The sequence below is a fragment of the Gemmata sp. genome (assembly GCF_051859125.1).
Classification (GTDB): domain Bacteria; phylum Planctomycetota; class Planctomycetia; order Gemmatales; family Gemmataceae; genus Gemmata.
This window is the reverse complement of the sequence record NZ_JBHYGG010000258.1, coordinates 45,333-70,030: the sequence shown is the minus strand read 5'-3', so window position 1 is coordinate 70,030 and position 24,698 is coordinate 45,333. Positions and strand designations below refer to the sequence as shown.

General features: G+C 65.0%; 28 protein-coding genes, 1 tRNA gene and 1 pseudogene. 16 read left to right on the top strand and 14 right to left on the bottom strand.

Going from position 1 to position 24,698, the window contains the following annotated elements:
- Positions 1–441: 441 nt before the first annotated feature.
- Positions 442–1,032 (bottom strand): annotated as a pseudogene (locus ACTIGN_RS24030) (IS701 family transposase); the annotation flags it as partial.
- Positions 1,033–1,164: 132 nt separating this feature from the next.
- Positions 1,165–1,851, bottom strand: a complete 687-nt coding sequence (locus ACTIGN_RS24025; RefSeq protein WP_439628603.1) for a hypothetical protein — start codon at positions 1,849–1,851, stop codon at positions 1,165–1,167.
- Positions 1,852–1,867: 16 nt separating this feature from the next.
- Between ACTIGN_RS24025 and tnpA the strand changes: the two genes are divergently transcribed.
- Genes tnpA through tnpC form a run of 3 tightly spaced genes read left to right on the top strand, consistent with a single transcriptional unit; the run spans position 1,868 to position 4,128 of the window.
- On the top strand, positions 1,868–2,203 hold the full coding sequence (gene tnpA / locus ACTIGN_RS24020) for an IS66 family insertion sequence element accessory protein TnpA (RefSeq protein ID WP_439628601.1): 336 nt from the start codon (positions 1,868–1,870) through the stop codon (positions 2,201–2,203).
- A complete protein-coding gene (tnpB, locus tag ACTIGN_RS24015; protein ID WP_439628599.1) occupies positions 2,197–2,568 on the top strand; it encodes an IS66 family insertion sequence element accessory protein TnpB in 372 nt (123 codons plus the stop codon). Before tnpA ends, tnpB begins: the two co-directional genes overlap by 7 nt.
- Positions 2,569–2,616: 48 nt before the next feature.
- The gene (tnpC, locus tag ACTIGN_RS24010; protein WP_439628597.1) at positions 2,617–4,128 is read left to right on the top strand and encodes an IS66 family transposase; all 1,512 of its coding nucleotides are present in this window, start codon (positions 2,617–2,619) and stop codon (positions 4,126–4,128) included.
- A gap of 153 nt (positions 4,129–4,281) precedes the next feature.
- Here the strand turns inward: tnpC and ACTIGN_RS24005 are convergent, their stop codons facing one another.
- The 7 genes from ACTIGN_RS24005 to ACTIGN_RS23975 form a co-directional block, all read right to left on the bottom strand.
- Positions 4,282–4,530 carry a glutaredoxin family protein gene (locus tag ACTIGN_RS24005; RefSeq protein WP_439628595.1) on the bottom strand — a complete coding sequence of 83 codons (249 nt, stop codon included), beginning with the start codon at positions 4,528–4,530 and terminating at the stop codon, positions 4,282–4,284.
- A gap of 24 nt (positions 4,531–4,554) precedes the next feature.
- Complete coding sequence (locus tag ACTIGN_RS24000; protein WP_439628593.1) at positions 4,555–5,715, bottom strand: L-dopachrome tautomerase-related protein; 1,161 nt, start codon at positions 5,713–5,715, stop codon at positions 4,555–4,557.
- 150 nt (positions 5,716–5,865) lie between these two features.
- Positions 5,866–6,429, bottom strand: coding sequence for a type 1 glutamine amidotransferase domain-containing protein (locus ACTIGN_RS23995; RefSeq protein WP_439628591.1), 564 nt, complete (start codon positions 6,427–6,429; stop codon positions 5,866–5,868).
- Positions 6,430–6,507: 78 nt separating this feature from the next.
- Complete coding sequence (locus tag ACTIGN_RS23990; protein WP_439628589.1) at positions 6,508–7,680, bottom strand: zinc-dependent alcohol dehydrogenase; 1,173 nt, start codon at positions 7,678–7,680, stop codon at positions 6,508–6,510.
- A gap of 13 nt (positions 7,681–7,693) precedes the next feature.
- Positions 7,694–8,482 carry an SRPBCC family protein gene (locus ACTIGN_RS23985; protein ID WP_439628587.1) on the bottom strand — a complete coding sequence of 263 codons (789 nt, stop codon included), beginning with the start codon at positions 8,480–8,482 and terminating at the stop codon, positions 7,694–7,696.
- Positions 8,483–8,511: 29 nt separating this feature from the next.
- Entirely contained in the window at positions 8,512–9,690 is a 1,179-nt protein-coding gene (locus ACTIGN_RS23980; protein ID WP_439628585.1) for a zinc-dependent alcohol dehydrogenase, read from the bottom strand.
- Between the two features lie 124 nt (positions 9,691–9,814).
- The gene (locus tag ACTIGN_RS23975) at positions 9,815–10,303 is read right to left on the bottom strand and encodes a hypothetical protein (RefSeq protein ID WP_439628583.1); all 489 of its coding nucleotides are present in this window, start codon (positions 10,301–10,303) and stop codon (positions 9,815–9,817) included.
- 589 nt (positions 10,304–10,892) lie between these two features.
- Between ACTIGN_RS23975 and ACTIGN_RS23970 the strand changes: the two genes are divergently transcribed.
- The 8 genes from ACTIGN_RS23970 to ACTIGN_RS23935 all read left to right on the top strand — a co-directional run bounded on the left by ACTIGN_RS23970 (position 10,893) and on the right by ACTIGN_RS23935 (position 16,778).
- Positions 10,893–11,762, top strand: a complete 870-nt coding sequence (locus ACTIGN_RS23970; RefSeq protein ID WP_439628581.1) for a DUF6744 family protein — start codon at positions 10,893–10,895, stop codon at positions 11,760–11,762.
- Positions 11,763–11,829: 67 nt separating this feature from the next.
- Positions 11,830–12,084: a hypothetical protein gene (locus ACTIGN_RS23965; protein ID WP_439628579.1), complete on the top strand. Its 255-nt coding sequence runs from the start codon at positions 11,830–11,832 to the stop codon at positions 12,082–12,084.
- Positions 12,085–12,260: 176 nt separating this feature from the next.
- Positions 12,261–12,851 carry a hypothetical protein gene (locus tag ACTIGN_RS23960; RefSeq protein ID WP_439628577.1) on the top strand — a complete coding sequence of 197 codons (591 nt, stop codon included), beginning with the start codon at positions 12,261–12,263 and terminating at the stop codon, positions 12,849–12,851.
- A gap of 5 nt (positions 12,852–12,856) precedes the next feature.
- Positions 12,857–13,471: a hypothetical protein gene (locus ACTIGN_RS23955; protein WP_439628575.1), complete on the top strand. Its 615-nt coding sequence runs from the start codon at positions 12,857–12,859 to the stop codon at positions 13,469–13,471.
- Positions 13,450–13,824 carry a DUF6573 family protein gene (locus ACTIGN_RS23950; protein ID WP_439628573.1) on the top strand — a complete coding sequence of 125 codons (375 nt, stop codon included), beginning with the start codon at positions 13,450–13,452 and terminating at the stop codon, positions 13,822–13,824. Before ACTIGN_RS23955 ends, ACTIGN_RS23950 begins: the two co-directional genes overlap by 22 nt.
- Positions 13,825–14,018: 194 nt before the next feature.
- Positions 14,019–14,384, top strand: a complete 366-nt coding sequence (locus ACTIGN_RS23945; RefSeq protein WP_439628571.1) for a DUF6166 domain-containing protein — start codon at positions 14,019–14,021, stop codon at positions 14,382–14,384.
- Positions 14,385–14,567: 183 nt separating this feature from the next.
- Positions 14,568–15,158, top strand: coding sequence for a hypothetical protein (locus ACTIGN_RS23940; RefSeq protein WP_439628569.1), 591 nt, complete (start codon positions 14,568–14,570; stop codon positions 15,156–15,158).
- Between the two features lie 579 nt (positions 15,159–15,737).
- On the top strand, positions 15,738–16,778 hold the full coding sequence (locus ACTIGN_RS23935; RefSeq protein ID WP_439628567.1) for a PGN_0703 family putative restriction endonuclease: 1,041 nt from the start codon (positions 15,738–15,740) through the stop codon (positions 16,776–16,778).
- A 330-nt stretch (positions 16,779–17,108) separates the two neighbouring features.
- On the opposite strand, the gene ACTIGN_RS23930 is transcribed toward ACTIGN_RS23935, so the two are convergent.
- Positions 17,109–17,411, bottom strand: coding sequence for a helix-turn-helix domain-containing protein (locus ACTIGN_RS23930; RefSeq protein WP_439628565.1), 303 nt, complete (start codon positions 17,409–17,411; stop codon positions 17,109–17,111).
- 400 nt (positions 17,412–17,811) lie between these two features.
- Between ACTIGN_RS23930 and ACTIGN_RS23925 the strand changes: the two genes are divergently transcribed.
- The 4 genes from ACTIGN_RS23925 (at position 17,812) to ACTIGN_RS23910 (ending at position 20,214) form a co-directional block, all read left to right on the top strand.
- Positions 17,812–18,966 (top strand): discoidin domain-containing protein, encoded by a 1,155-nt coding sequence (locus ACTIGN_RS23925; protein WP_439628564.1) that lies wholly within the window; start codon positions 17,812–17,814, stop codon positions 18,964–18,966.
- Positions 18,967–19,255: 289 nt separating this feature from the next.
- The gene (locus ACTIGN_RS23920; protein WP_439628562.1) at positions 19,256–19,417 is read left to right on the top strand and encodes an HNH endonuclease; all 162 of its coding nucleotides are present in this window, start codon (positions 19,256–19,258) and stop codon (positions 19,415–19,417) included.
- Positions 19,418–19,745: 328 nt separating this feature from the next.
- Positions 19,746–19,907, top strand: coding sequence for a hypothetical protein (locus tag ACTIGN_RS23915; RefSeq protein ID WP_439628560.1), 162 nt, complete (start codon positions 19,746–19,748; stop codon positions 19,905–19,907).
- A gap of 130 nt (positions 19,908–20,037) precedes the next feature.
- Entirely contained in the window at positions 20,038–20,214 is a 177-nt protein-coding gene (locus ACTIGN_RS23910) for an IS66 family transposase (RefSeq protein ID WP_439628558.1), read from the top strand.
- A 423-nt stretch (positions 20,215–20,637) separates the two neighbouring features.
- On the opposite strand, the gene ACTIGN_RS23905 is transcribed toward ACTIGN_RS23910, so the two are convergent.
- The 4 genes from ACTIGN_RS23905 to ACTIGN_RS23890 all read right to left on the bottom strand — a co-directional run bounded on the left by ACTIGN_RS23905 (position 20,638) and on the right by ACTIGN_RS23890 (position 23,398).
- Positions 20,638–21,240 carry a HEPN domain-containing protein gene (locus ACTIGN_RS23905; protein ID WP_439628556.1) on the bottom strand — a complete coding sequence of 201 codons (603 nt, stop codon included), beginning with the start codon at positions 21,238–21,240 and terminating at the stop codon, positions 20,638–20,640.
- A 6-nt stretch (positions 21,241–21,246) separates the two neighbouring features.
- Complete coding sequence (locus ACTIGN_RS23900) at positions 21,247–22,287, bottom strand: ParA family protein (protein ID WP_439628554.1); 1,041 nt, start codon at positions 22,285–22,287, stop codon at positions 21,247–21,249.
- Between the two features lie 166 nt (positions 22,288–22,453).
- A complete protein-coding gene (locus ACTIGN_RS23895; protein WP_439628552.1) occupies positions 22,454–22,894 on the bottom strand; it encodes a hypothetical protein in 441 nt (146 codons plus the stop codon).
- Between the two features lie 430 nt (positions 22,895–23,324).
- Positions 23,325–23,398: transfer RNA gene (locus ACTIGN_RS23890), tRNA-Arg, on the bottom strand.
- Between the two features lie 388 nt (positions 23,399–23,786).
- Here ACTIGN_RS23890 and ACTIGN_RS23885 point away from each other — a divergent pair.
- On the top strand, positions 23,787–24,692 hold the full coding sequence (locus tag ACTIGN_RS23885) for a DUF1559 family PulG-like putative transporter (RefSeq protein ID WP_439628550.1): 906 nt from the start codon (positions 23,787–23,789) through the stop codon (positions 24,690–24,692).
- The last annotated feature ends 6 nt before the right edge of the window (positions 24,693–24,698 follow it).

Here is a 24,698-nt window from a genome sequence, read left to right as displayed (position 1 = left end):
TCCTGCGGCTGCACCTCCCGGATCCGCGGCCCCCGTGGGGCCGGCCCGGTCACCACCCGCCCGGTCCACCCCCCACCCCCGCCGTCACAGACAACTCCGGCGCATACATCATCTCGTTAGTTTTTCGCCACAAGCGATCTACATACTGATTGATTGGTGTACGTAAGTGTGGGAAAGAGATAGTCAACTGAGATCATCTCTTTCCCACACTTACCACACCCACGATGGGAGCCACTCGGATGTCCCACACTGTCCTATCCGACGACGAACAGGACGCCCCACTGACCCCACCCGATGCGATCGCCTTGGGAGCTGAACGACCTGCTTATGCGGATGTACCGTCTCAGGAACACGATCGAGGTCATCCTCTACCCGCTGTCCCCCGAGGAAGTGGCGATAAACCTGCCCGAGAAGATCAAGGAGTTCCGTCTGTGCTTCGAAGACCCACCTCGCCGGTACACCGGCGGCCACAGTACGATCGATCATCCGCCGGGCCAGCACGATCTTGGTGGCGAACGCGACCCCCTCCGGGACCCCCGCCTCCTCCCGCCGGTCGGCGTCGTTGGCCCACTCCTTGGGAAGGTACAGCGCGCGGTCGAGCAGCGCCCGGCCCCTCAGGGTTGCGTACCCGAGGAACACCCCGACCTGGCAGTTCTCGACCCGCCCCAGGGTGCCCGAGTACTGGCGCTTGACCCCGACCGACTGGACCCCCTTCTTGGGGAACCCGGTCTCGTCCACGGTGACCACGGCCTCGGGGTCGCCCCACTCCTCGGTCACCTGCCGGCGCAACTCCGCCAGGACCGTGTCGGCGCCCCAGGGCGCGGTGGTGATGAACGTCTGGAGGGACCGGACCACGCACCCGTCGATGGCCTCGGCAATGTTCTCGACGCTCCGCCGGTCGCCCCCGAGCAGGAGGCCCTGAACGAACCGCCGGCCGTGGCCCTGGGCCTCGGGGCGCCCGAACAGGGGCGCGTACCGGTCCAGGAACGACTCCAGCTCCGGCTTCAGGCGGCGCAACTCCGCGGCGTCCATAGCAAGCTCCAATCGGGCACGATTCCGATCGAAGTTGTAGCCGAGACGCTAGCAGCGTAAAGGGTTGTGATAACCGGCGCTGTAGTACTAGGACTGGAAGCGATTGCGGAATACGCAGCGAGTCATCCCCGCTCAGGATGACGGCTTCTGGCCAAGCTCCAAGAGGAAGCGGACGGCCGCGTTGTTGACCTTCATGCACCGCGTCTTCAGGTCGGGCAGCAGATTCTTCAGTGCCAGAGTGCTGGTCTCGGTATCCGCATCCGCGCGCAGCTCCGTGTTCATGACCTCAACGAGGTGGTTACACATCGAGACGTGTTCCCAGTACTCGTTGACGAGATCGACAGTCAATCGCGCATGCGGGATCGGGGCGGCGAGAAAAGCGTCTGCGGCACTGGAACGGAAACGGGAGAGCATCGCGATCTTGTACGACTCTTCCTCATCTTCCAACGCCTTGAGCAAATGAATCGCGGCCACGAGGTTTCGCTTGGCCTCGAGCTGCAAGCCAGTCACCCGCTCCTTGTAGAGCGAGGTGCGAGTGAAGGCCGCCGACTTGTCCAGCAGCACAAGCGCTTTTCCATCAAGCAGCCGCGCGTCCCGGATGCCCTTCCGCATCAGGGTGTTGAAGAAGTTGGTTCTGGCCTGCTCTGAGATGTCCCCCGCGTTCGCGACGTAGAAGCAGGATATGTACTCTTCCTTGCCCGTTTGCGGGTGCGTGAACGGGTTGTTCGTGGCCTGCTGGGCGTCCTTGATCAGATCGTGTGAATCGTAACCGACCGGTGAAACCCGTGTTGGCGGTCGTGGTACGCTCGGTGCATTCACCTCGGAGGATGCACCGATGCCGAACCGCCGTCCCGATCCCGCCCGCGAGCGGCAGTGGCGGAAGCGACTGGCTCGCTGGAAGGGCAGCGGCCTGAAGATCAGCGCGTTCTGCGCGCGGGAGGGCGTGACCCCGACCGCGCTCGCCCACTGGCGCAAGGAGATCGCCGCCCGCGACGCCCGAGCTGCGGGCGCGGGCACCCCCGAGTTCGTCCCCGTCCACATGACACCGCCCGGTGCAGTCGGGCCGATCGAAGTCGTGCTCGCCGACGGCCGTGTTGTCCGGGTGCCACCCGGGTTCGATCCGGCCCACCTGCGGGCCGTCGTTGCCGCGCTGGAGGGGTTCCCGTGCTGACCTGGCCGAGCGGGATCAAGGTGTTCGTGTGCACCCGGGCGACCGACATGCGGTGCGGGTTCGACATGCTCGCCGCCCAGGTCACCCGGTTCCTGGAGCAGGATCCGCTGTCGGGCCACCTGTTCGTGTTCCGCAGCCGCAAGGGGGACCGGATCAAGGTCCTGTACTGGGACACGGACGGGTACGCCCTGTGGTGCAAGCGGCTGGAGCGGGGGACGGTGAGGCTGTCGACCGTCGACCCGGAGCGTACGCCCGGCCCGTACCGGGCGGAGATGACGGCCGACGACCTCGGGCTGATCCTCCGCGGCATCGACCCGGCCGAGGTCCGCCGCCAGCCCCGCTACCGGAAGCCTACGCCCGGCTGATCTTCCGCCGTCGCGCTACCTGGGCCGAGGGTCGGGGTTGAATCGGTCATGGAGGACCCGCCGAGCCCACCACTCCCGACCGACGTCGCCACCCTGCAGGGGATGGTGCGGGAGCTGCTCGGCACGGTCGCCGACCTCCGGAAGACGGTCGAGGCCCAGCAACTCCGGATCAACGACCTGACCCGCCGGCTCTACGGCAAGAAGTCCGAGCGGGTTACCGGCGAGAACCCGGCTCCCGGCGAGGTGCCGCCCGCGGCTCCTCCCACAGACCCGCCCCGTCGGCGTGGGCACGGCCGCCGCCCGCTGCCCGGCCACCTGCCCCGGGAGCGGGTCGTGTTCGACCTGACCGAGGCCGAGAAGGCGTGCCCGTGCTGTGGGCGGATGAGGGCCCGGATCGGGGCCGAGACGAGCGAGCAGCTCGACTACCGGCCGGCGTCCCTGTTCGTCGTGGAGCGGGTCCGCCACACCTACGCCTGTGCCACATGCAGCCGCACCGCCGACCCGGCGGACCAGCCGACCCCGACGATCACCACGGCCCCGCTCCCGGCACAGCCGATCGACAAGGGGCTACCGGGTCCGGGCCTGCTCGCCCACGTCGCGGTGTCGAAGTTTGCCGACCACCTGCCCCTCCACCGCCAGGCGGGCATCCTCGCCCGGCACGGCGTGGACCTCTCCCGATCAACCCTCGGGGGCTGGGTCGCCGCCGCGGCCGGCCTGCTCAAGCCCCTCGTCGACCGGATGGCGGGGCTGGTCCGGCGGTCCCGGGTGATCCAGACGGACGACACCCCGGTCCCCGTCCTCGCCCCGGGCTCCCGGCGGACGAAGACCGGGCACCTATGGGTGTACCTCGGGGATTCCGATCACCCGTACGTGGTGTTCGACTTCACCCCGACCTACTCGGGAGACGGCCCGCGGGCGTGGCTGGGCGACTACGCCGGGTACGTCCAGGCCGACGCCCTCCGGCAGTACGACCCGCTGTTCGACCGCCCGCCGCCCCGGCCGGCCGAGGTTGGGTGCTGGGCGCACGCGAGGAGGAAGTTCCACGACGCCCGAGCTACCGACCCCGCCCGGGCGCACGAGGCGATCGCCCGCATCCGCCGGTTGTACGACGTCGAGGCCGAGATCAGACCGCTCGACGACGCGGGCCGCCTGGCGGCCCGCCGATCCCACGCCCGGCCGGTGCTGGATGACCTATTCGCGTGGCTGGAGGAGCAGCGCGGGCGGGTACTGCCGAAGAGCCCGACGGGGGTCGCGATCGGGTACGCCCTGGGGAACCGGGCCGCCCTGGTGAGGTACACCGAGGCCGGGGGCCTGCAGATCGACAACAACGCCAGCGAGCGGGCGCTGCGGGCCGTGGCGGTGGGCCGCAAGAACTACCTGTTCGCCGGGAGCGACGCCGGCGGCCGGTCGGCCGCGGTCCTGTACTCGGTCGTCGGCACGTGCCGGCGGCTCGGGCTCGACCCGCTCGCCTATCTCCGCGACCTGTTCACCCGCCTCCGGTCGGTGCCGGCCGACCGGCTCGACGACCTGCACCCGCCCGGCCGCCCCACCGGCCGGTAGCGGGGCTCCGGAGTTGCGGCCCTAACCAACGGATCGCCGATCGGTGCTCGCGCCCTGCGCCCGGGAACTGCGACTCGGTCCTCGTGGGAGGCAGCCGGGGCGGACCGGTGAGTGCGGACGTCCTGGGCCGCCGCTCGGAGGAAGTGGGCGCCGTCAGATCGGAACGCCGTGGGCCTTGAGCACTTCGTCGAGCCGCGCCCGGTCGAATCCCCCCACGACCTCGTCGCCAACCTTCACGACCGGCACCCCGGGCGCGTTCATCGAGCGGAGTTCGTTCGAGGCGCGCGGGTCGACGGTCACGTCCCGGTCCTCGAACGGGATTTTTTGGCTCCCGAGGTACTCCATCAGCCGCCGGCAGTGCGTGCAGTTCGGGTCGGTGTACGCGACGACTTCGACAGACATAACGTCCCCCTCGTGTGGCGGCGATCACTTGTCCCGTCGTAGCAGAACCGGCCCGGCGTCGATCTTGACGCGGAACAGCGCGTACGGCTTCTCCCGCAGATCCTTGCCGTCGTGGAACCGCGCCTGGCGGTGCAGTTGGTTGACCGTGAAGTACAGGTGCCCGTCTGCCGCCACCGACAGCGTGTCCGGCCACAGCGCCCGCGGGTCGTGAACGATCGTCTCGAACTGCCCGTCCGCGCCACGGCGCAAGACGGAGTTGTGCTCGTAGTCGGTCAGGTAGATGCGCCCCTTGTCGTCGGTCTCCAACCCGTCGGAGGCGAACCCGCGATCTCCCAAATCTTCCACCGCCTTGCCCAATTGTTCGTCCGTCGTCTTCTCGTCGAGCAGCGCGTCGGTGGGCACGCGGTACAGGTGCCGGCTCGCCAGCGGGCAGTAGTACAGATGCTTGCCGTCGTGACCGAGGGCGATGCCGTCGGACCCGAGCGACAGGTGCTTGGGCTTCTCCCCGGGCTTGCGCTCCAGCAGCGTCCGCCCTTCCACGACGGGCAGGAAGCCCTTCGCCGCCTTCGTGGACGGGTGGTCGTGGAGCCGGCGCTTGCTCGCTCCGGTGTCGAGGTCCACCACAATGATCCCGTTGGGGCCGGTGCCCGATGAGTCCGTGATGTACGCGACCCCGGCCTTGCCCTTGCGCAGGTCGAACCGGACGTCGTTGAGGTACGTCGTCTTCAGCGCCACGTCGGGCGGGAAGCCGATCGTCTTGAACACCGTGTTGGTGCCGAGGTCCACGCCGACGAACTTCGCGCCGCCGGGGATCACCGGACCGAACTCGACGCTCCCGGTGTCGACGATCCACAGCCGGTCGGCCGGATCGACGACCACGCTCTGCACCGACACGAGCGTCTCCTTCGGGCGCTCCCTGTCGTAGACCGAGAACGTGGCGTCGGGGTACGCGACCGGCTTACCGCCCTTCAGTTCCGCGACGGTGAACGTGACCGGGTCGCCCCACCGCGGGTAGTTGACGAAGACCCGCCCCTTCTGGGAGACGGTGACGCCGGTCGGCATCGGGCCGTCGAACGTCGCGACGAGTTCGAGCTTGCCCGCCGGCTTGTCCGCGGCGAGCTTCGGCTCGTCGGCGGGCGCGGCCGCACCGGCCGCGAGGAGCAGGATTGGTAGCAGTCGTTTCATCGCGTCCACTCCGCGGTGTTCGCGCCCCGCTCAGGGGCAGCGCTCCAGAAGAGTCCAGCCCTTGCCGGGCGACCTCGCGGTCGACGGTCAGGGCCGGGAATAGCGTCAGCACGTTGTCTTCGTCTTGGCTGACCAGCAGGCCCGTGCCGGTCATGCCCCCGCGGCCACCGGGCGCGCCTTGGCGAACACGCCGATCATCGCCCGGTTGAACGCCGGGATGTCCTGTGGCCCGCGGCTGGTCACCAGGTTGCCGTCGATCACGGCCTCCTCGTCCACCACCACCGCCCCGGCGTTCCGCAGGTCGGTCCGCAGCGACGGCCAACTCGTCATCTGCCGCCCCTTGGCGTGCCCGGCTTCGATGATCGTCCACGGCCCGTGGCAGATCGACGCCACCGGCCTGCCCGCCTCGAAGAACGCCCGCACGAACGCCACCGCCGGGGTGAGCATCCGCAGCAGGTCCGGGTTGATCACCCCGCCCGGCAGGAGCAGGGCGTCGAAGTCGTCCGCCCGGGCCTCCTCCAGCCGCACGTCGACGGTGAACTTGTCGCCCCAGTTGGTCAGGTCCCAGGCCCGCACCTTCTTCTCGATCGGGGAGACGATCTTCGTCTCGGCCCCAGCGTCGTCGAGTGCCTGGCGGGGCTGCTCCAGTTCGACCTGCTCGAACCCCTCGGTCACCAGAATGGCGACCTTCACGCCGTCCAGTTCCTTCGCCATGTCGGCACTCCGCGGTGTGTGGTGTGAACCGCCGGGGATACACGCCCGGGTCGCCCCCAGCCCAGTGACGGGCACGCATCAGGCCGGCAGGAACACCGACCGGACGCAGCCGTCCTCTTTGTGCTTGAACATCCGGTACCCAGTCGGGCCGTCCTCCAGCCGGAACCGGTGGGTGGCCAGGAACGACGGGTCCAGCTCGCCCTTCGCCGCGTGGGCCAGCAGCCGCGGCATGTACGCCTGCCCGTGCTGCTGGGCAGTCCGGACCGTCAGCCCCTTGTTCATGATGATCCCGAGCGGGAACTTGTCGGTCACCCCGTACACACCGAGGATCACCAGCGTCCCCCCCTTGCGGCAGCAGTAGATCGCCTGCCGGAGGGCGTCCGCCCGGTCGGTGTGCAGGCCGAACTGCTGCTTGACGGCGTCGTACGCGCCCATCAGCCCGCTCCCGGCGGCCTCCATCCCGACGGCGTCGATGCAGCAGTCCGGCCCGCGGCCGCCGGTCATCTCCTTGAGCACGTCCGGCACGCTGTCGACCGCCGAGAAGTCGATCGTCTCCGACCCGACCTTCTCCCGGGCCATCCGCAGCCGCTCCGGCAGCCGGTCGATCCCGATCACCCGCCCGGCCCCCATCAGCCAGGCGCTCTTCTGGGCCATCAGCCCGACCCCGCCGCACCCCCACACGGCCACCGTCTCGCCCCCCGTGAGGCCGCAGAAGTCGGCCCCCATGTACCCGGTCGGCGCGGCGTCCGACAGGAACAGCGCCTGCTCGTCCTTGACCCCTTCGGGGACGTGGAAGCACCCGACGTCGGCGTGCGGCACGCGGACGTACTCGGCGTGGCTCCCGGCGTACCCGCCGAACGCGTGGGTGTACCCGTAGATGCCGGCCGTGGGATACCCGAGCAGCGGCTCCTGTAGCTCCGGCTTCGGGTGCGTGTTGTCGCACAGCGAGTACAGGTTCTTCTGGCAGTACCAACAGGACCCGCACGAGATGAACGACGGGACGACTACCCGGTCGCCCTTCTTCACCTTCGTGACCGCCGGGCCGGTCTCGACCACCTCGCCCATGAACTCGTGGCCGATCACGTCGCCGGGCTTCATGGTCGGCAGGTAGCCGTCGATGAAGTGCAGGTCCGACCCGCAGGTGGTGGACAGCCGGACCTTCAGAATCACGTCTCGCGGGTTGACGATCTCCGGGTCCTTGACGGTCCCGACCCGGAGGTCGTTCACCCCGTTCCAGTAGAGCGCGCGCATCAGATTCCTTCGGTTAGCGGGGGTCGGGCCGAGCCGCCGGCTGGCGGTCGGTGGTCGGGATCTCGCCGGTTTCGGCCAGGCTCCGGAAGTACTTCAGCGACTTGCCGGCCAACTGATCGGGGACGATTCCGAGGAGTTTGACGAGGCCGGCACCGGCCGCCCCGCCGGGAGGCTCGAACTGCACCCGGAGGGTGACGACGGTGCCCTTCTCCAGCGGTGACAGGGACGGCCCGAACGTGATCTCGCCGGAGTTCCGCACCGGCTCGCCCTCGGTCGATTCCCACCGGATCACCTTGCCCGGGCGGTCCTCGGTGACGCTGGTTTCCCAGGTCAGCGTCCGCCCGAGCGGGAGGCGAACCGTCCAGCGGGCGCGGGTCGGGTCGACCGGGGCGACGTCGGCGAAGGACCCGAACACCCGGGCCGGGGTCTGGGGGTCCCGCCACAGCCGGTACAGTTCGTCCGCCGGCCGGTCGACCGTGATCGATCGCCGCACCTCGACCGGCCCGGTCGACTGGCCCTCGGCCGTGTTCACGCCGAGCGCCCCGTACAGGTGGCAGTGCCCGGTCAGGCCCCGGTACAGCAGCCCGCCGCCGGCCACCGCCGCGGCCCCGCCGCCGGGCGACCGGCGGGCGAGCCCGAGGAGCGCGAGCACCCCGCCGACTAACGCCGAGGCCACGCGTTCCGCGTCGCCGAGGTTCACCCCCGAGGGCGACCCGGCCGCCGGCTGCGCCGGGGTACCGGGTGATTGCAACGGCCCGCTCCGGGTGCCGGCCGCCGGCCCCCGGGAGAGTTCAACCGCCATGTCCGTTCCTCCTGGTGGTGCGAGTGGGTTCAGTTGGCCCACGGCTTGAGGACGACCTTGATGCAGTTGTCCTTCTTGTCGCGGAACGTCCGGTACGCGGCCGGCCCCTCCTCGATCGGCAGCCGGTGGGTGATGACGAACGACGGGTCGAACTCGCCCTTGAGCACCTTGTCCAGCAGCGGCTGGGTGAGCCGCTGCATGTGCGTCTGGGCGGCCCGCATCTGCAGCCCCTTGTTCATGAACGCCCCCATCGGGAACTTGTCCGGGAAGTTGGCGTACACCCCGACGACCGACACCGTGCCGGCCTTCCGGCAGCACATGATCGCCTCGCGGAGGGCGTGGGCCCGGTCGACCGGCTGCCCGACCAGCGTCTTGGCCTTGTCGAGCACGGCGTCGATGTAGCCGGCGTAGTGGGCCTCGCACCCCACCGCGTCGATCACCCGGTCCGCCCCGCGGCCCTTGGTCATCTCCTGCAGCCGGTCGTAGACGGTCACCTCCTCGAAGTTGACCGTTTCGGCCTTCCCGTCGCGGGCCATCTGCAGCCGCTCCGGGACGTTGTCGATGGCGATCACCCGGCCGGCCCCGAGCATCCAGGCCGAGCGGATGGCGAACTGGCCGACCGGCCCGCACCCCCAGACGGCGACCGTGTCGCCCGGCTCGATCCCGGCCTGCTCGGCGGCGAAGTACCCGGTCGGGAAGGCGTCGGACAGGAACAGCACCTTCTCGTCCGGGATCTCGTTGGGCACCTTCACGACGCTGGCGTCGGCGTGCCACACCTGGAGGTACTGGGCCTGCCCGCCCTGGTACGCGCCGGTCAGGTGGCTGTACCCGTACAGCCCGGCCGGGGCGTGGCCCATCATGGCGGCCGCCTTCTCCTTGTCCCGGTTGGTGGTGTCGCAGCAGGAGTAGAACTGCTTCTGGCAGAACCAGCACTGCCCGCACACGATGGTGAACGGGACGACGACCTTGTCCCCCTTCTTGAACTTGGTGACCTGGCTGCCGACCTCGACCACCTCGCCCATCGGCTCGTGCCCGAGGACGTCGCCGGGCATCATGGCCGGGACGTACAGGTCGTACAGGTGCAGGTCGCTGCCGCAAATCGCGGTGCTGGTCACCTTGATGATCAGGTTCCGCTGGTCCTCGATCTTCGGGTCGGGGACGTTGTCGCACCGGACGTCTTCCTTCCCGTGCCAGACGATCGCCTTCATCGGATGCTCCTGGTGGTAGTTGTGAAGTCGATGTTCGAGCCGGCGGTTCGGGCACTCCGCCTCCCGGCCTTGTAACCCCAGCTTCCCCTCGGCCGTGAAGAAGCCGCCCGGTCCGGCGACCGGGTCAGTGGCCGGCGGTGTGCGACGTGGCCGCGACGACGTCGAGGACGGTCACCCCGAGCAGCGCGGCGATGGTCTGGACGACCTTCCGGCGGCGGTCGGCGTCCCCGCCGGTGTCGGCGAAGGCCGCGGCCGCGGTGGCGATGTCGAGGGCGTCGCCGGCGACCCGCGACCACAGGCCGCCGACCGTGTGGCCCGACAGGATGGTCAGCCCGCTGGCGATCTCCCGGGCTCCGTACGCCCGCAGGGTGCCCGGGTACGGGACGCCACTGGTCTCGGCGACGCCCCGCGGGTTGCTCAGTTCCCACAACCCCAGCCCGATGCTGAACAGCCCCAGGAACGTCGCCAGCGGCCCGCCGCTGGTGGACCCGTTCGCGTCGTGGCGGGCGTCCGCCCCGATGCGGGTCTTGACCCGCTTCTGGTCCGACGGGACGCCGGCGTACTCGGGCGGGGCGGCCCGCCGGTCGGTGTGAGATGCGATCGCCGTCGACATGCTCGTGCCTCCGTTCGGTGACGAAACCGCGTGTGCCCGTCGCGGTGTGGATGCACCGCGGCGGGGAGGTGAATTGCGAAGCGGTGAGGACGCACCGCAGGGGCGGGGAGATGGCCCGCGAATGCGGGGCCAGGCGGGCGCGGGGGACGCAGGTCGGGCGAGGGGAGTGTCCCACCTTGCGTCGGAAGTTCCCCACACCGTCGGTGTTTCTCCGAACACGGCGTCGTGCGGGTGGCTGGCGGTTGCTCACGGCCGAGGCGGGGCAGCCCTGTACACGGGCAGTCTGTGAGAATCGCCCGCGCGGACGACGGAGGGGTTCACGCCGAGGTCGAGTCCGTCACCCGGGACGAGTGGAACGTGGCATCCGTCGGCAAGGTCCGACCTGGGCGCCTTACTCCCGGTGGCGGGCGGGTCCGACGTGGACCGCCAAGAGTTGGCTGCCACGAAAGTCGCGACCCGAACCCACCGGCCACTCGACGATCTACGGGTTTCGCCGGGCGCTTACCCTTGTCCCAACACTCGCCCGGCGTGATCTGTTCCTCGGGAACGGACGCGACCGGGCGTTTCGTTTCATCCCAAGGAGTTTCCCATGACCCCGATGACGACCACAAGTTTCCCGGTTGCGGAAGGCACACGCTTGCTTGGCGAAGTGATCAGTTGGACCTGCAACGGCGTTGCGATTCCACACGCAACCTTGGTCGAAGCCCTCACCGATGCCAGTCTCGACCCGGCTGTCGCTCGCGAGTTGGCACCGAAGCACGCATTCACCCGCGCGTGTAAGCGGCTCGCCGATCAGCGGATCATCCGCCAAGTAGCCGACAACGCGAGCACGATCCAGTTTCAGTTCACTCAAGAGTCTCGCTCCGACGACCACTTCGAATACACCCTCGAGACCATGCTCACCCTCGACAAACACACAGGGTCAGTGACCTGTGAACTGCCCGGACTTGCCACCCTTGCTCAAGAAGAACTCGATCGCTGCATCCGCGTCCGCACCGGCAGTGACGTGACCCGAATTATCCAAAAACTCTTCGACCAGCACGCGGATCTCTTCAGTGTGCGGCCCCAGGGCGGATGTTATTTCGTCCCGAACGTGCATGCGTCGTTCGTCGATCAAGTCCAGCACTTTCTCGGTCGGATCAACGGTCAGGTTCTCCGATTCCCAGTCCCGGTTGGAACACCCGAAGGCGATCGCAGCGTCAAGGATGCGGTGGCGTGCGGACTGTCAGCTCTCATCGAGGAACACCGCCAAGCTGTCGCTCAGTTCGGTGAAGACACCCGTGAAGACACACTGAAGCGAGCAGCGGAGAAGATTCGCACGACGCGGCTGAAGGTGGAAGGCTACGCCGAATTGTTGGCTGATGAGAAGGAACGGCTTGATCGAGCCGTCCTCGCGGCTCAGCAAGAGTTGCGAGCCAAGGTCGCCGAACTCACTGCGGCTCCCGTTGCCGGGGTCTGATCCACTCATTAACTCACGGAGAACCAACGTGATCGCACCGAGTAGTGCTGTACCGAGATCCCGGCACTTGCGGATCATCACCACGCCAGCCGTGTGGGTGGCGTGGCCCTTCCTTCCGCTGATTCGAACAACCCCGAACGGTGTCGAACTGGGTGTGATGTTCGACGCGATGGGTACGGTTGGCCGAACGGGATTCTCAGCCACTGTCCTGTTCGCAAACCTGTTCAACTTGCCCCCAACCGTGGATCAACTCCTTGAACTTCCGCGAGAGGTGTTCGATTACGCCGAGGAACTGATCCAGGCCGGATGGCGTGTCGACTGACGCGGCAAACTACTTCAGTCACACAAATCTGAACTATCTGCGTAGCGAAGGTTCCAGAGCAACGAGGGCGATTTATCGTCCTCGTTCGCACAACTCCACATCTGATGCTTCATGTTCATTCACAACCGGACACAACAGAAGATTGTTCTCGCGAGACGCGGGACAGGAGTCAAACCATGGCAAAAGTCAAAGCGAAGAAACCGATCACGCCACGTGAAACCAAGAAACCCGAAGAGGCGAAGAAGTACACGCCCCTGAGCCCGAAGCAGGTCCACGAGTTGTTCGGGCTGCCGGGTCCGTACGAGCCCCCACCAGCTCCCATCTCACTGGTCGGTTACGCGACCTTCTGGGATTGCGGCATCAGCATCGAGCGACTCCGCGAAAAGCATCGCTCACTCTTCTACCCCACCGATTTTCTCGACAAGGCTCGGTTCGCGAAGGACACCGATTCGTGGAAGTGGCGGCAGATCCGGCTCACTCCGATTGAACCAGGCAAGCCGTTCGCCGAGCAACAGAAGAAGCTCACCAACGCAGACAAACCCGCTGCCGCGAGGGAACTCGTCACGTTCCTCGTCCTTCATTTCTTAACGACGGGTGAGCGGTTGGAAATCGACCGCTGGCGTTGCCTGGATGTGTTGCCTTCCAAGAAGCGAGTGATCGCCGGCCCGTTCAGCGATCTCGGCATGGACATCGGAACGGTTTCGGACGACTGGGAATCACCGAACATCGGGCTCGCCGCGATCTTCACTCCACCGCGGAAGGCGTGAACACCATGAACCTCGATGTCTCACATCACAGCCGCGATAGCCCCACCCCGACAAACCGCCAAACTCTTGCCGAGGCCGCTCTCGAGAACCTCAACATCCGCGATTTCCTGACGGATGCCAAACTCGGCCGCGTGTGGACCGAAGAGAGCATTCGCCGCTGCCCGATCTGCCGCAACGAGTGGGAATACGTCACGGTGATCGCAACCATGGGTGAGGCTCATTCCGCAGCCAAACACAAGAGTTGGGGTCGATTCCTGGGCGTGTTGCCACTCGCACAAGACGACCCCGTTCACCCGTATCGAATCCTGTACTCCTACAAATCGACCAGCCCTTACAACCGCCGAGTCGAGCAGCGACGCGAGTTGAAACGGATCCTGGGCAAGAAGCACCGCCCGCTCGTCACCCGAGCCAGTCGTTCGACCAAGCGAGATTTTCTCCGGACCATCACCACGGATGATGTTCGGGCGATCCGTCTTCGACTGAAACTCGATCCCGGTCGCTTCTGGCGAGTGGCGAAGGGGAAGGAGTTCATCGACCTCCCGCAACGACCGCGACAACTCACCCTGTTTGAAAATCCACCCGAAAATCAGGAGATGCCATGTTCGAGGAAGCCGAACTGATCTACCGGTACACCCGTGCCCAGGCCATCGCCGACGGCGTGCTGGTGGACGTGACCGCCACCGCGAAAGAGGCGGGGATCACGTACCCGACGGCGGTGACCCACGCAGTTTTCGAGCGACACATCCGCGTTCCCGACGGGGTGATCGGCCAGGACGAACGCGGCCGGGCCTGGGACGTCCTGTGGATGCTGCGGTTCGCAATCGCTCGCTCACCCGAGGGCGATTTCCTCCTCTACACCGTCTTCGCTCGCAACGACAACGCCGAGCCACGGCCCGTGAAGCTAAAAGCCCTGTGCCACCCCGGAGATGAAGGCGAACCGGTCATCACCGTGCTGCTTCCCGACGAGGATTGACCGAGAGAAGTCGTCACGAAGCGACACGACACCGGCGAGATTTCCTCGAGCAGTTCGAGCCACGTTCGTCATCTCGGCTCGCCACCCCCGTCACGATCCCATGCGGCAAGCACAGGGCTCCCACCGTGAGCCCCGGCAGCACCGCGGCCACATGCACGAGAAGTTCGCGACCTCATTCCACCAAAGGAGCCACTGTGAAGAGCTACGTCGGATTCCGCACGAACCGTGACGGCAACGGACGCGGCGATGCCGTCGTCAACGTGATCGAAACGGACGAACCACCCCGTCCACTCAACCCGAGACTCGACCTGCGGTCGCACTCGCCCACCGGATTCGAGTGGGGGTACCCCGGCAGCGGGCCGGCCCAGTTCGCTCTCGCCCTCGCGGCCGACGTCCTGAAGGACGACGACCGGGCCCTGCTCATCTACCAGCGACTCAAGTTCGACCTGATCGCCGCCCTCCCGCACGAGGGGTGGGCCCTCACCGAGCCCGAGGTGTGGGCGGCCATCCTGGTCACCGAGGAGGGGGCGGACGACGTGGTCGGTGCGTTCCCCAGGTGACTTCCCCCGCCGTTCGGGGGTCCGGGACGGCGACCCACCGCCTCCCCAGATCGCAAGCCAGCGTCAAAATCCCCGCGGGTGTACCCCGGTCGGGCGGCGGGCGACCGCGCTCGCCGCCCCGGTTCGCAACTCCACACACGGCGCCGCCGACCGCCTTCCCGTCGGCACCACAGGAGCCTCACGATGACGAAGAGCTACCGGGTCCGCACCCTCAACCGCCGTTGCCAGCTCGCCAAACTGGGCAAGGACGGCCGTCCGCTCCGGGACGAGGGTGGCAACGCCGTCCTCGACCACGACGGGCAGTGGTTCCTCCACGTGTCCGGCGGCGACCACCACGACCGGAAGCGGGTCATCCCGGCCGACCCGGACGCGTTCTTCCGCCAGAAGGCGGAGGAGGCGACGGCCTTCCTCCGGTCGAAGGGGAAGAACGTGACCGTCACCCCGGAGATGGTCCACCGGGAGTACCAGCGGCGTTTCACCAGGCCGCAGGACACCTACTTCCCCCCGGGCCGGCCCGAGGAGTTCTCGATCGTGACCGCCAAGGAGCGGTGCGTGAACTGGAGCCACGGCGGGTCCCGGGCAGCTGGCGATCGCTCAGACTTCCCGGTCGAGGAGATGAGCTTCCTGACCCACCTGGACGACGGCGGGCCGCCCCCCGAGTCCCCCGCCGCGGAGGCCCCCACCGGCCGCCGCCGGAAGGGCAAGGCCCCCCAGCCGGTGGCCGCGGGCCCCGAGGACGAGGCCGAGGAGGCGGACCTCGACCACCTGATGTGACCCCGCATTCACCTCGCCGCCGATGTCGGCGGCGAGGTCGCTCCGACCGGGCCTTATGGAGAAGACCAAGTCGGGCGCCGCGCGAACGGCCTGGACCGAGAGCGGCAAACCGATCGATCGGTTTCACCCCGGCCCGGATCGGGCAATCCGGAACCCCTGAAAAATCGACTTTCTTGTCCCCGCATGGAGCGAGCCCCATTTTTCCCACGGGAACCGGGAGGGGACGGAACCGGGCCGCTCAGAATCGTCGGCCGGATCGCGACGTCTTTTCCCACAAAAGCAACCGATGGCCCACGACGCGGTGATCACGAACGACAGCGCGGCGAGGACGTTCTCCGGCGCGGCAGCCCGGCACCGCGGCCGAGGCGATCACCGCCACCGGCTTCCACCACGAAGACGCCCTCCACTTGCCGGAGGGGGACGGCGGCACCCCGCTCACCGGCCACAGCGGCCGTGGACCTCGCCCCGGAGGTCGCGACGGCGGCCTGATTTTCCGACGACCCGACCCGACCTTCAGGGCAGGCCCGGAACCATCCGGGCCCGCTCTCGTTATTCATCCCCAGGCCACGGAGGTAACGCGTGAGTGATGCAACGACCCGGCGGGCCGGCGTACCGAACTTCAGTTCGCTCCCGTACGGCGCGTTCGATCTGAACCCCCACGTCCAGCTCCACCCCGGCCCGCCGGAGCGCATCCGCTGCTTCGTGAAGGGCTGCAAGTGGTTCCTCCGACCCCCGACCCGGCACGGGTTCCGGGGGGACGCGTGCCCCGACCACGGCATCCGCGTCCACAAGTCCGGCACCTACTCGTACCGCGACCCCGGGCGAAACACCATCGTCTCCCCCGAACTGCTGACCCACGGGGTGATGAGGCACGAGTTCAAGTTCGAGTCGGGCCGCTTCGGGAACGAGCGCGGCGAGGACGCGATCACCTTCAACGTGTTCCGCTCGTTTCAGGAGGCCGGCGCCCTCCACCTCGTGGCCAGCCTCTTCACCGGGACGGAGGTTGTTCGAGAGCCGCGCCTGTTCCTCTGGGGGCTCGAGATGACCGGAGACACGCTGGAGCCGTGGGACCTGTTGATCGCGGCCCGGGAGCGCTTCGAGACGGCTCTCCCGGTGAAGCGGCCGATGACCGAGCCCGACATCGCCCTCCACCTCCCCGGCGAGTGGCTGCTGCTGTGCGAGGCGAAGTTCACCAGCGCGAACCCGGTGTACGCCCGCGGACCCAGGAAAGATGCGCAGTCGCTCACCCTCGACGAACTGGTCGGCATCTACTCCGACCCCGCCCTGGTGATGCTCGACGACGCGAAGGTGGCGGCCGCGGACCGGATCGAGTACCAGCTCTTCCGGAACGTGCGGTTCGCGGAAACCATGGCCCGCCTCGACGGACCGAACACGCAACCGTTCTTCGTCAACCTGACCCGCCTCGGTGCGGAGAACGACACCTTCGAGCACTTCTTCCGGCTGCTCCGGCCCGGCCACGCGCGCCGAGTTCGTCACGTGTTCTGGGAGCAGCTCTTCACCCTCAGCCAGCTCGTCGGGGGCCGGCTCGGCCACCTCCAGCGGTACCTCATCACCAAGACCGCCGGGCTGCGGCTGGCCTTCAACCTCGGGTACTTCTGACCCCACGGGGCCGGGGGCCCGGGTGGGCGGCGGGACCGGCCCGACCGCGAACCGACAAGGACGGGTCCGACGGGGTCGGGAGAAACAGCGCACGATCCGGCGGGGGGCGTGAAGTGAGTTATCGGGTCGGCCGACCCCACAAGCGACGGCGACCCCGCGAGCCGAGGTGACGTGTGCGAGAACGCGTGTGGACCCGTGCCGAGATCGACCTGCTGTCCCGGTACTACGCAACACGGGGCGGGCGCTGGGTCGCCGAGAGGCTCTTCCGCACCGCCGACTCCGTGACCAGCCAGGCCCGGCGCATCGGGCTGCGGTCCCCCCGCACGACATTCAGCCGCGTCGGGACCGCTCCTCCACCAGAAGAGCGGGCAGCGGGTTCATCTTGAGGAAGGTCTCCTTGTCACCGGAGGCCAGGAGCTTGCCGAACAGGTCCCCGGCTTGCTCCTTCAACGCGGGCAGCGGATCGATTCCCTTGACCGGGAGCAGCTCGGCCGCTTCCACGCCGAGGGCCCGGGCCAGCCGGTCGATGAGGTCGATCCCGGGCGTCGAGTCCGCATTCTCCAACTCGGACACGTAGGTCGGGGAGATGTCCGCCTTCTGGGCCAGGTCGGCCTGGGTCATCCCCCGGGTCAAGCGCAGCTCCTACAACTACGCGGCGAACTGCCGGACGATCTCCGGCCGCTTCTTGGAACGCTGGGTCGCCACAGTGCCCCACTTCACGCGAGGCGCCTGCCGACCGGAACAGTTCATAGCAGAACCAAGTTTCTTCCATAGACGAATACTGTTATCCTTTTCCTGGTTATCGCAGCCACGTCGGTCAGGCCCTGAATCGCGAATTCGTGTCATTCGTCAAATCGTGGTCGTGTAATTTTTTGAAAAAAATACTTCTCAACAACTATCCGAGCCAGTACTCTCGATGAGGATGAGTTTTGGAGTGAGCGATGTTGGAAAGGGATTATTTTCCGATTTCGTCACCGCAAGGCTTGTGTGTTGCGAGAAGTTGACTAATTTTTTTGCTTAGTTGAGGAGAGTCATGTCAAAATTCGCCGCCTGGGCTAATAGTGAACAGACACCTGATCTTGGAATTCGATTGCAGCGTTTTGATATAATCCCGGGTCAGCGACGGCAATATGTCCATTTCCATTATAATTACAAACCGTTTGATGGTCATGGATATGAAGCGTCCAGTATCGAGCCATCTGGTAATTTTAATCTCGGAAATATTAATGACGGATCTCCTGATACGGCCTGGTCAAGTGTATTGCAGCCCCCAACAAGCTCGGATCAATGGTTTCAGTTTAAGCTGCCATCAAGACCTTCTCGCCATCCCGCTCAACAATATAATTATTTAGAATTAACCCCACGTCGAGTTGGTGGTAGCCAAGATGGTGATAAGAAGATATGTGGATTTCCAGAACAAATTCGAATCGAGATTAGAGATGCAAATTTAAATTGGATACATCTGCGTGATGTTGCCTTCCCGCCCAGCGACCTTCCTAAAGCCGGACCGGTAATCATTCATTTTGTCAAGCCATTCGCTACTGAAGGCTTCAGAGTCTTTGGAACGAAATTGGGGGTTGATGATAACGGGCTCACGTTCTTCCAGATGGCCGGTGCTAGAGCGGGTCTGGTTACAGCAGAGGATCTAGATCGAAATCTGATCGGCGATTCGATAAAAACACTTCCTCCAGATTCAACATTCTTTTTTGGCGACGAGCCGGATCTTGTTATTTCTGCCAAGGAATATGCTCGCGTGTACGACATGTTTGTCGATGCTATTAAGAGGGTTCATGGGCACGCAAAAGTAACCCCCGCCGGATTTACTTCGCACCACTATGCTGAGGAATTTTTTACCGCAACCCCTGCCCCAACAGACGAATGGCGATTTAACCTGTTTACGGCGAGCGAAAATGCTTATAATACCGATTACTTTCCCCTTGTAAAATGGGCGAACAGCCATGGCGGAAAGCCTCTAGTTCTGGGTTCATTTGGTATGCCGCACATTCCAACTGAGATAGATGTTTCCGCGGCTCTGAAAGCCCAGATGAACGCAATTAATGCGGACCCGTTAATTGTTGAAGCGGTCTACTGGTCATACAACTACAACCATAGCCAACATATGCTTACAACTGACGATGCTGGTTCCAGCCTGACTATCGACGGAAGAATATTTCTTCAAAATTCCTAGCTCGGTAGAGCTTATCTCGCGGCATTACGACCGCAATGACGATGCGAGCCAGCCAATGGCAGGCTTGTCTGCTTGAGTAATACGTACATCTGCCCGCGTGTCGCAGACCATCACTCGCAAGTCTGTTCATTTCGGTTGCTGAAATGGTCAGTGGCGGTAGTTGGCGTAAACAACCTCTATATGCATTAACGACCCCCACCCCTGAAGACTCGACCGGGTAACGCGAGGCGACAACCCGAATGCCGTCCCTCCCGTATCCGCTCGCGGATACGGGAGGGATTGGCAGCGGGTGCTACTCTGGCCACTCTCGCAGGTTCCGTTGTGCGAGGGCTGCGCTGAACGTGGTGAAGTCGCGGCGGCAACGGAAGTCGATCACGTCGAACGTCTGGCCGTGGGTGGATCACACTCGGCCGACAACCTTCGCTCACTCTGTAAGTCGTGTTATTCTTGAAAGACCTTTAAGACTGACGGCGGATTGGGGCGACCGAAAGAATAAGAAAAATCAGAATGATTCGGGAGAGGGGTGTTGTTTTAAGAGGAAAACCTCTGTGTGCCGTGTGCCCAGCGATGCGTTTTTTTTCGCGCAGGTTTTCAAGCGTATGAGAGGGTCGAGATGGTCAATGGGTGGCGGTGTGCTGGGTGCGGGCGAACGGCCCTAAGCCTCACGCTCGCAAGCATCACATGCCCGTGCAACGCTCGACTTTGGGAGGTTGCGGTGGTTCCTTCGGCGGCGAAGTTCCGCAAGGTGCAACCGACCGCGGGCGAGTGGATCGCGGCGAATGCGAGCCACGTCGATCGGCCGACGGAAAGCGGCGGTTGAGCGGATGCCGGCCGACGATGACGGCGGGTTGTTGTCGTTCGGAGTTCTGCTTATCGGCATGGTTCTCGGCGCGATCGTGGTGGGCGTCAGGATGTTCGCGGCGGTGATGATCACGAAGTGAGGTGCGGCGCGATGTTTCAGGGCGGCGCCGATCTTCTCGGGACGGCGTTGGTCGCGATCGGGATCACCATGTTCATGGTTGTGGGGTGGTGGGTTGCTCAGGCTCCCGACACACATGGAAAGTGGCGGCGATGTCCCGTCAGGAAGGAATCATCGCTCGGAGCGGGGTCAAGGTGTCGGAGAACACACTGGGCGACTGGGTGGGACAAGCCACCGCACTGCTGAAACCGCTTCGTGACCTGATGCGCCGGCGGTTGTTGCAACGGTGCCGTCAGGCGACCGTCACCGCCACGGCTTCCGTCGCCTGAACCATTCCATAGCCGCACTTCACTACGGCGAACGCCGTTGGGGTTCGCGATCTTGTCATTACCCACAAGTCCGGGCGGGCGGAGCGGTCGAAATCCGCTGGGAAATGCGGCGGAAGGCGACTGTAAACCTCAAGACCTGCAGCCCGCATCTCCCGCCATAAATGCTGCCATAATGTTGACTTCGGGAGTTGTGAGTAATTGAAAGGTTCGCCGTGTGTGTACGGACCAAGTGGTAGTTCCACCAGTCGACGAACTTCGCAAGGACTTCCTGGATGGGGTTTAGAATCAGGCGCGACGTCTTGCCCGCGATCTTGCTGCGGATTTTGTAGAGGTGGGTGATGTGCCACCAGCGGTTGTAGATGCGGGGTTTGCCCTCGGGGTGCACAAAGCCAGTATGCCAGTTGGTTTCCCGCGACAGCCGATCTACACAACCACGACATGTATGGTTTCGCAAATCTGTTCGACAAAATCAGTCGCGCTCGCGGCGTCTGCCGGCGCGATTGGCCATGTGACGCCTGGGAAGCTGGGGTCGATGTCCGCCTCGTGAGCGATTTTATTACGGCGTTCGACGATCAACTGCAGACGATTCTTGAGATCCTTTGGCGTCTGCCCCAGACGTGTTCCCAACTCATTCCAGAGCTCGGCTGCCGAGATCAGACGAATCGCGTCGGCGATCTTGTCGGCTTGCTGAAAGGACAAATACCCATGTCGGGTTCGAATCTCTGTGTCCAGCCACGCCGAAACCGCCGGGGACGCGATGCCCGCGATAGCCCCGTCGAGACTGACTGGGAAGCGCAGAAAATGCGGCGTTCGAGCTCTTTTCCCCTCAAGAACCTCGATCATCCCGAGCCTCGTAAGCTCGTGGACGTAGTGGTCGAGGGCGCTCACGCACAGAACAATCTGCGTGCGCAGCAGGTCACTCAGATCCAACGCCGACGTCGTAACTCCGGCGAAGTACGCATGCAAGTTGTAAAGATTCCGAACGCGCAGAATATTGGATCGGAACTGATCGAGTGCGGATTGCATGGGGCGTCACACGGTCATCGAGATGATTTTGTCCGCACCTTCCGAATACAGCTTGCGGAACTCACCCATCGACTCCTTGGTTCCTGCGAGAACAACGCCCACCTGACCCAGTTCTTCATCGGAAAGATCGAACACAGGCTTCTGGTACTTTTGAGACAGCGCGATGAGGCCGTTGAAGTCTGACATTTGCATCGTCGGCTTGCCCAAATCTACCCCCGCCTTGGCGTACACATCCGGGGGTAGGAGCATGTCGTTCGCCCGCAGTACGGGGAGCAGCTTCATTTTCACGCCCTTTTCGATCTCGTTAATCCATTCCTCGAAGGCTCTGGACGGCTTACCGGCGCGCAACCGATACCTCTGCACGACTGTCCCGAGGAACTTGGGTGCCATTTTTGGATAGGGGTAGATGGCGTTCTGAAGCACAGCTTGCTGCTGAGCCTTCACCGACCACGCCCGCCACTTGGGGAGAATCGACGCCAAAGAATCGGTCGCCATGACCGAGAAGTAATCCGGCGTCATAGGGACCAGAAAGAAGTCGCTGGTCGAGAGGAGATTCTGGTTCACCGGCCCGAGGCTCGGGCTCATGTCGATGAGCAGATAGTCGGCGCCGTACTTGTCCGCGGTCACGTTGAGCAGGTGGCTGAGCGAGCCCGGCAGGTTTTGCAGCGTCACGAGCGACCCGGACAGTTCCTGCGAGATTCCCAGTGTCACCTCGTATTCGGACAGCCCGATGTGGCCGGGGAGCAGAAACATGTTCGGCTGTCCAGGAACTTGGAGGCAATCGACGGGGACGATCGGAGAGGGGCGCGATTCGAAGGCCGGGGCCAATCCGTCACGAATGTTATGTACGCCGGGCTGCTGGTAGAGCTTTTCGAGGTCCGTAGCGCCTTTGAAGCCCGTGATCATTCCCGTCAGGTTGCATTGGGGATCACCGTCAACGACGATGACCTTCTTCCCCTTGCTCGCCATCATCCAACCGAGATTGAAGGTCGTCGTCGTCTTGCTGACGCCGCCCTTGTGGTTGAAGAGCGAAATTCGCTTTGCCATCGCAGTTCCCTTCCGACGCCCGGTGCGGCTTGCGCCCGGAGTGCAGCCCGATCACTGAGGAGTTCAACGACCGCGCGGCCTCCTTGAGCGGGGCGCCTGCCATCCTCACGCGATGCGACGCGATTCAACAACAATCCTAACAAATCGACCTGTCCCCTTCCACCGATCAGGCACTCTCCGCAAGCCTTCTCGCCTCCTCCGGCGATTTAGGCTTCGGCATCGCCTCTTCAAGTTCGTCGTAAGTCTTTGCTGTGTATGCAGTTATATTAGTATTCGTGATACGCTCGGACAGGCCGCGGGCACGGAGGTACATGCGGTAGAACTTGTCCACGGAATCCATCGTGCCGAAGAACTTGAACAGCCGCTTCTCGGCGAGGAGCCTGATCGGCTCCTTCGGGCCGTTGTCCCGAATGGTTTTGAAGTCGTCTTCGAGCTGCTTCTGGAACGTCGCGGCGAGCTGCTCGAAGGTGTGGGCGATGCCGTCGAGAACCTGCTGCTGCCGCTCCTCGTGCTCCTTGTGGTACAGCTCCCAGCGGGCGGAGTATCTCGGGCACGACGAGATCAGCATCCTCCAGGCGGCCTCCGATCGGAACAAGGTACCGAACATCACGAAGGACGAGTTCTGGGACTACTCAGCAGGAATTCGGGACGCAGTGGCTAGTAAAGGGCCGAACTCGAAGCGGTATCGGGGGCGTTAGGGATAGGGGTAAAACGGAGTCGGCCAACACACGAGCTTATGGGAGCCTTTCCTGCACTGGGGCAGGCTTCATGTCGGGCGGCCGCGCTCAAGGGCGTGCAGACGGCCTCTGTCCCCGGCGTTAGGGGCTCAGGGAGCCGACCCGTACAACCGGGCCCTATCGACAGGGTCAGGGGCAGCACATCCCCGAAGCAATTCGACAGAGCAGGCGGCGAAGCATGTGTTCGACGGGGCGAGATCTGCCACAGAGAACGAAAACACCCCGGTCATAACCGGGATGTTTCCTGCAGAGTTCCCTGCACTCGTTCGAGGTGGGATTATAAAACTCTTGGCTTTCCAGTACACCCGAGAGGATTTGAACCTCTAACCCTCGGTTCCGAAGACCGATGCTCTATCCAGTTGAGCTACGGGTGCAAAACGTGCGAGATCCGAGATGTCGTGCGGTCGTGTCGCTCCACAGACTTTCGACGCCCACTCACTTCGAAGTTGGCCGGGGCGTCGCTCATGCCCTCGTCCGCGTCCTCGGCGACCGTTTTCGGGGAACGGCCGCCGTGTACGAAAGCGATTCTACCGCGCCACCGCCCGTGAACAAGCCCGCGAGGCGCGCCAAGCCCGACTGGGCACACTGCTGCGGCGCACCGGCAAGGGGTTCTGCGCCCGCCAGAATACTCGGCGGAAAGCGGAATCCGCGGGCATCTTTGGTCGCGCCGCAAACTCTCCGAACTTCCCGACGCGCGTGCGACTCAGGGGCGTTCTAGACTCGTCGTGCCCGTCCTCCGCCCCCATTTCGCCCTGGACGACCATGTGCCCCAACCGCACCCCGCCGCGCGGCGGGTTCTCCCTGATCGAGTTGCTCGCCGCCGTGGCCCTCCTGTCCGTCCTGTTCGGCCTCGTCCTCGGGGCCGTGCAGCGCACGCGCCTGGCGGCCGACCGGGTGCGGTGCCAGGCGAACCTCCGCCAGGTGGTGCAGGCCGCGCACGCCGCGCACGCCGCCCGCGGGTCGCTGCCCCCGGGCGTCGGCGATTACCCCGATGGTCTCGACCGGTACGGCACGTACTTCTACCACCTGCTCCCGTACGTGGAGCAGCAGGCGCTCTACGAGGAGTCCGCGTTCTCCGGGCACAAGTTCGTGGGCAGGCACCGGGTGTACCGCCAGCCGGTGCCGCTGTACGTGTGCCCGTCGGACCCGAGCGCGCCGCCGGACCGAACGGCGACCGACGTCGCCGGGAACGTGTGGGGCGTGGCCAGCTACGCGGTCAACGCGCAGGTCGTCTTTTCGGTCGACTACAAGGGCGCGACCAAGTCGCCGCAGAACTACGCCCGGTTGCACACCGACTTCCCGGACGGGATCTCGAACACCCTCCTGATGACGGAGAAGTACGCCCAGTGCTATAACGCCGAGTACCCGGTCGGGGGGACGCTGTGGGCGTATTTCCTGGTGGGCAAGGGCCACCACGCGTACGCCGCCGGGTTCAGCGTGTCGTGGAACGACCACAGCACCGGGCCGGCCTCGAAGTTCCAGGTCCGCCCGCACCCCCACGACGGGAACTGCGACCCGACGCTCGCCTCCTCCCCGCACGAGGGCGGGATCATGGTCGGGATGGCCGACGGGGGAGTCCGGTTCCTGTCGGCCGGCGTGACGGCGCTGACGTGGTGGTACCTGTGTACCCCGGCCGGCGGCGAGGTCGTTCCTGCGGACGCTCTCTGAGGGACC

Excerpts from the sequence above, each read along its gene's own strand:
- tnpA (WP_439628601.1), top strand. The coding sequence starts at position 1,868 with ATGCCGAACCGCCGTCCCGATCCCGCCCGCGAGCGGCAGTGGCGGAAG.
- tnpC (WP_439628597.1), top strand. The coding sequence starts at position 2,617 with ATGGAGGACCCGCCGAGCCCACCACTCCCGACCGACGTCGCCACCCTG.
- ACTIGN_RS24005 (WP_439628595.1), bottom strand. The coding sequence starts at position 4,530 with ATGTCTGTCGAAGTCGTCGCGTACACCGACCCGAACTGCACGCACTGC.
- ACTIGN_RS24000 (WP_439628593.1), bottom strand. The coding sequence starts at position 5,715 with ATGAAACGACTGCTACCAATCCTGCTCCTCGCGGCCGGTGCGGCCGCG.
- ACTIGN_RS23995 (WP_439628591.1), bottom strand. The coding sequence starts at position 6,429 with ATGGCGAAGGAACTGGACGGCGTGAAGGTCGCCATTCTGGTGACCGAG.
- ACTIGN_RS23990 (WP_439628589.1), bottom strand. The coding sequence starts at position 7,680 with ATGCGCGCGCTCTACTGGAACGGGGTGAACGACCTCCGGGTCGGGACC.
- ACTIGN_RS23985 (WP_439628587.1), bottom strand. The coding sequence starts at position 8,482 with ATGGCGGTTGAACTCTCCCGGGGGCCGGCGGCCGGCACCCGGAGCGGG.
- ACTIGN_RS23980 (WP_439628585.1), bottom strand. The coding sequence starts at position 9,690 with ATGAAGGCGATCGTCTGGCACGGGAAGGAAGACGTCCGGTGCGACAAC.
- ACTIGN_RS23975 (WP_439628583.1), bottom strand. The coding sequence starts at position 10,303 with ATGTCGACGGCGATCGCATCTCACACCGACCGGCGGGCCGCCCCGCCC.
- ACTIGN_RS23970 (WP_439628581.1), top strand. The coding sequence starts at position 10,893 with ATGACCCCGATGACGACCACAAGTTTCCCGGTTGCGGAAGGCACACGC.
- ACTIGN_RS23960 (WP_439628577.1), top strand. The coding sequence starts at position 12,261 with ATGGCAAAAGTCAAAGCGAAGAAACCGATCACGCCACGTGAAACCAAG.
- ACTIGN_RS23955 (WP_439628575.1), top strand. The coding sequence starts at position 12,857 with ATGAACCTCGATGTCTCACATCACAGCCGCGATAGCCCCACCCCGACA.
- ACTIGN_RS23950 (WP_439628573.1), top strand. The coding sequence starts at position 13,450 with ATGTTCGAGGAAGCCGAACTGATCTACCGGTACACCCGTGCCCAGGCC.
- ACTIGN_RS23940 (WP_439628569.1), top strand. The coding sequence starts at position 14,568 with ATGACGAAGAGCTACCGGGTCCGCACCCTCAACCGCCGTTGCCAGCTC.
- ACTIGN_RS23925 (WP_439628564.1), top strand. The coding sequence starts at position 17,812 with ATGTCAAAATTCGCCGCCTGGGCTAATAGTGAACAGACACCTGATCTT.
- ACTIGN_RS23915 (WP_439628560.1), top strand. The coding sequence starts at position 19,746 with ATGCGAGCCACGTCGATCGGCCGACGGAAAGCGGCGGTTGAGCGGATG.
- ACTIGN_RS23910 (WP_439628558.1), top strand. The coding sequence starts at position 20,038 with ATGTCCCGTCAGGAAGGAATCATCGCTCGGAGCGGGGTCAAGGTGTCG.
- ACTIGN_RS23905 (WP_439628556.1), bottom strand. The coding sequence starts at position 21,240 with ATGCAATCCGCACTCGATCAGTTCCGATCCAATATTCTGCGCGTTCGG.
- ACTIGN_RS23900 (WP_439628554.1), bottom strand. The coding sequence starts at position 22,287 with ATGGCAAAGCGAATTTCGCTCTTCAACCACAAGGGCGGCGTCAGCAAG.
- ACTIGN_RS23895 (WP_439628552.1), bottom strand. The coding sequence starts at position 22,894 with ATGTTCGGTACCTTGTTCCGATCGGAGGCCGCCTGGAGGATGCTGATC.
- ACTIGN_RS23885 (WP_439628550.1), top strand. The coding sequence starts at position 23,787 with ATGTGCCCCAACCGCACCCCGCCGCGCGGCGGGTTCTCCCTGATCGAG.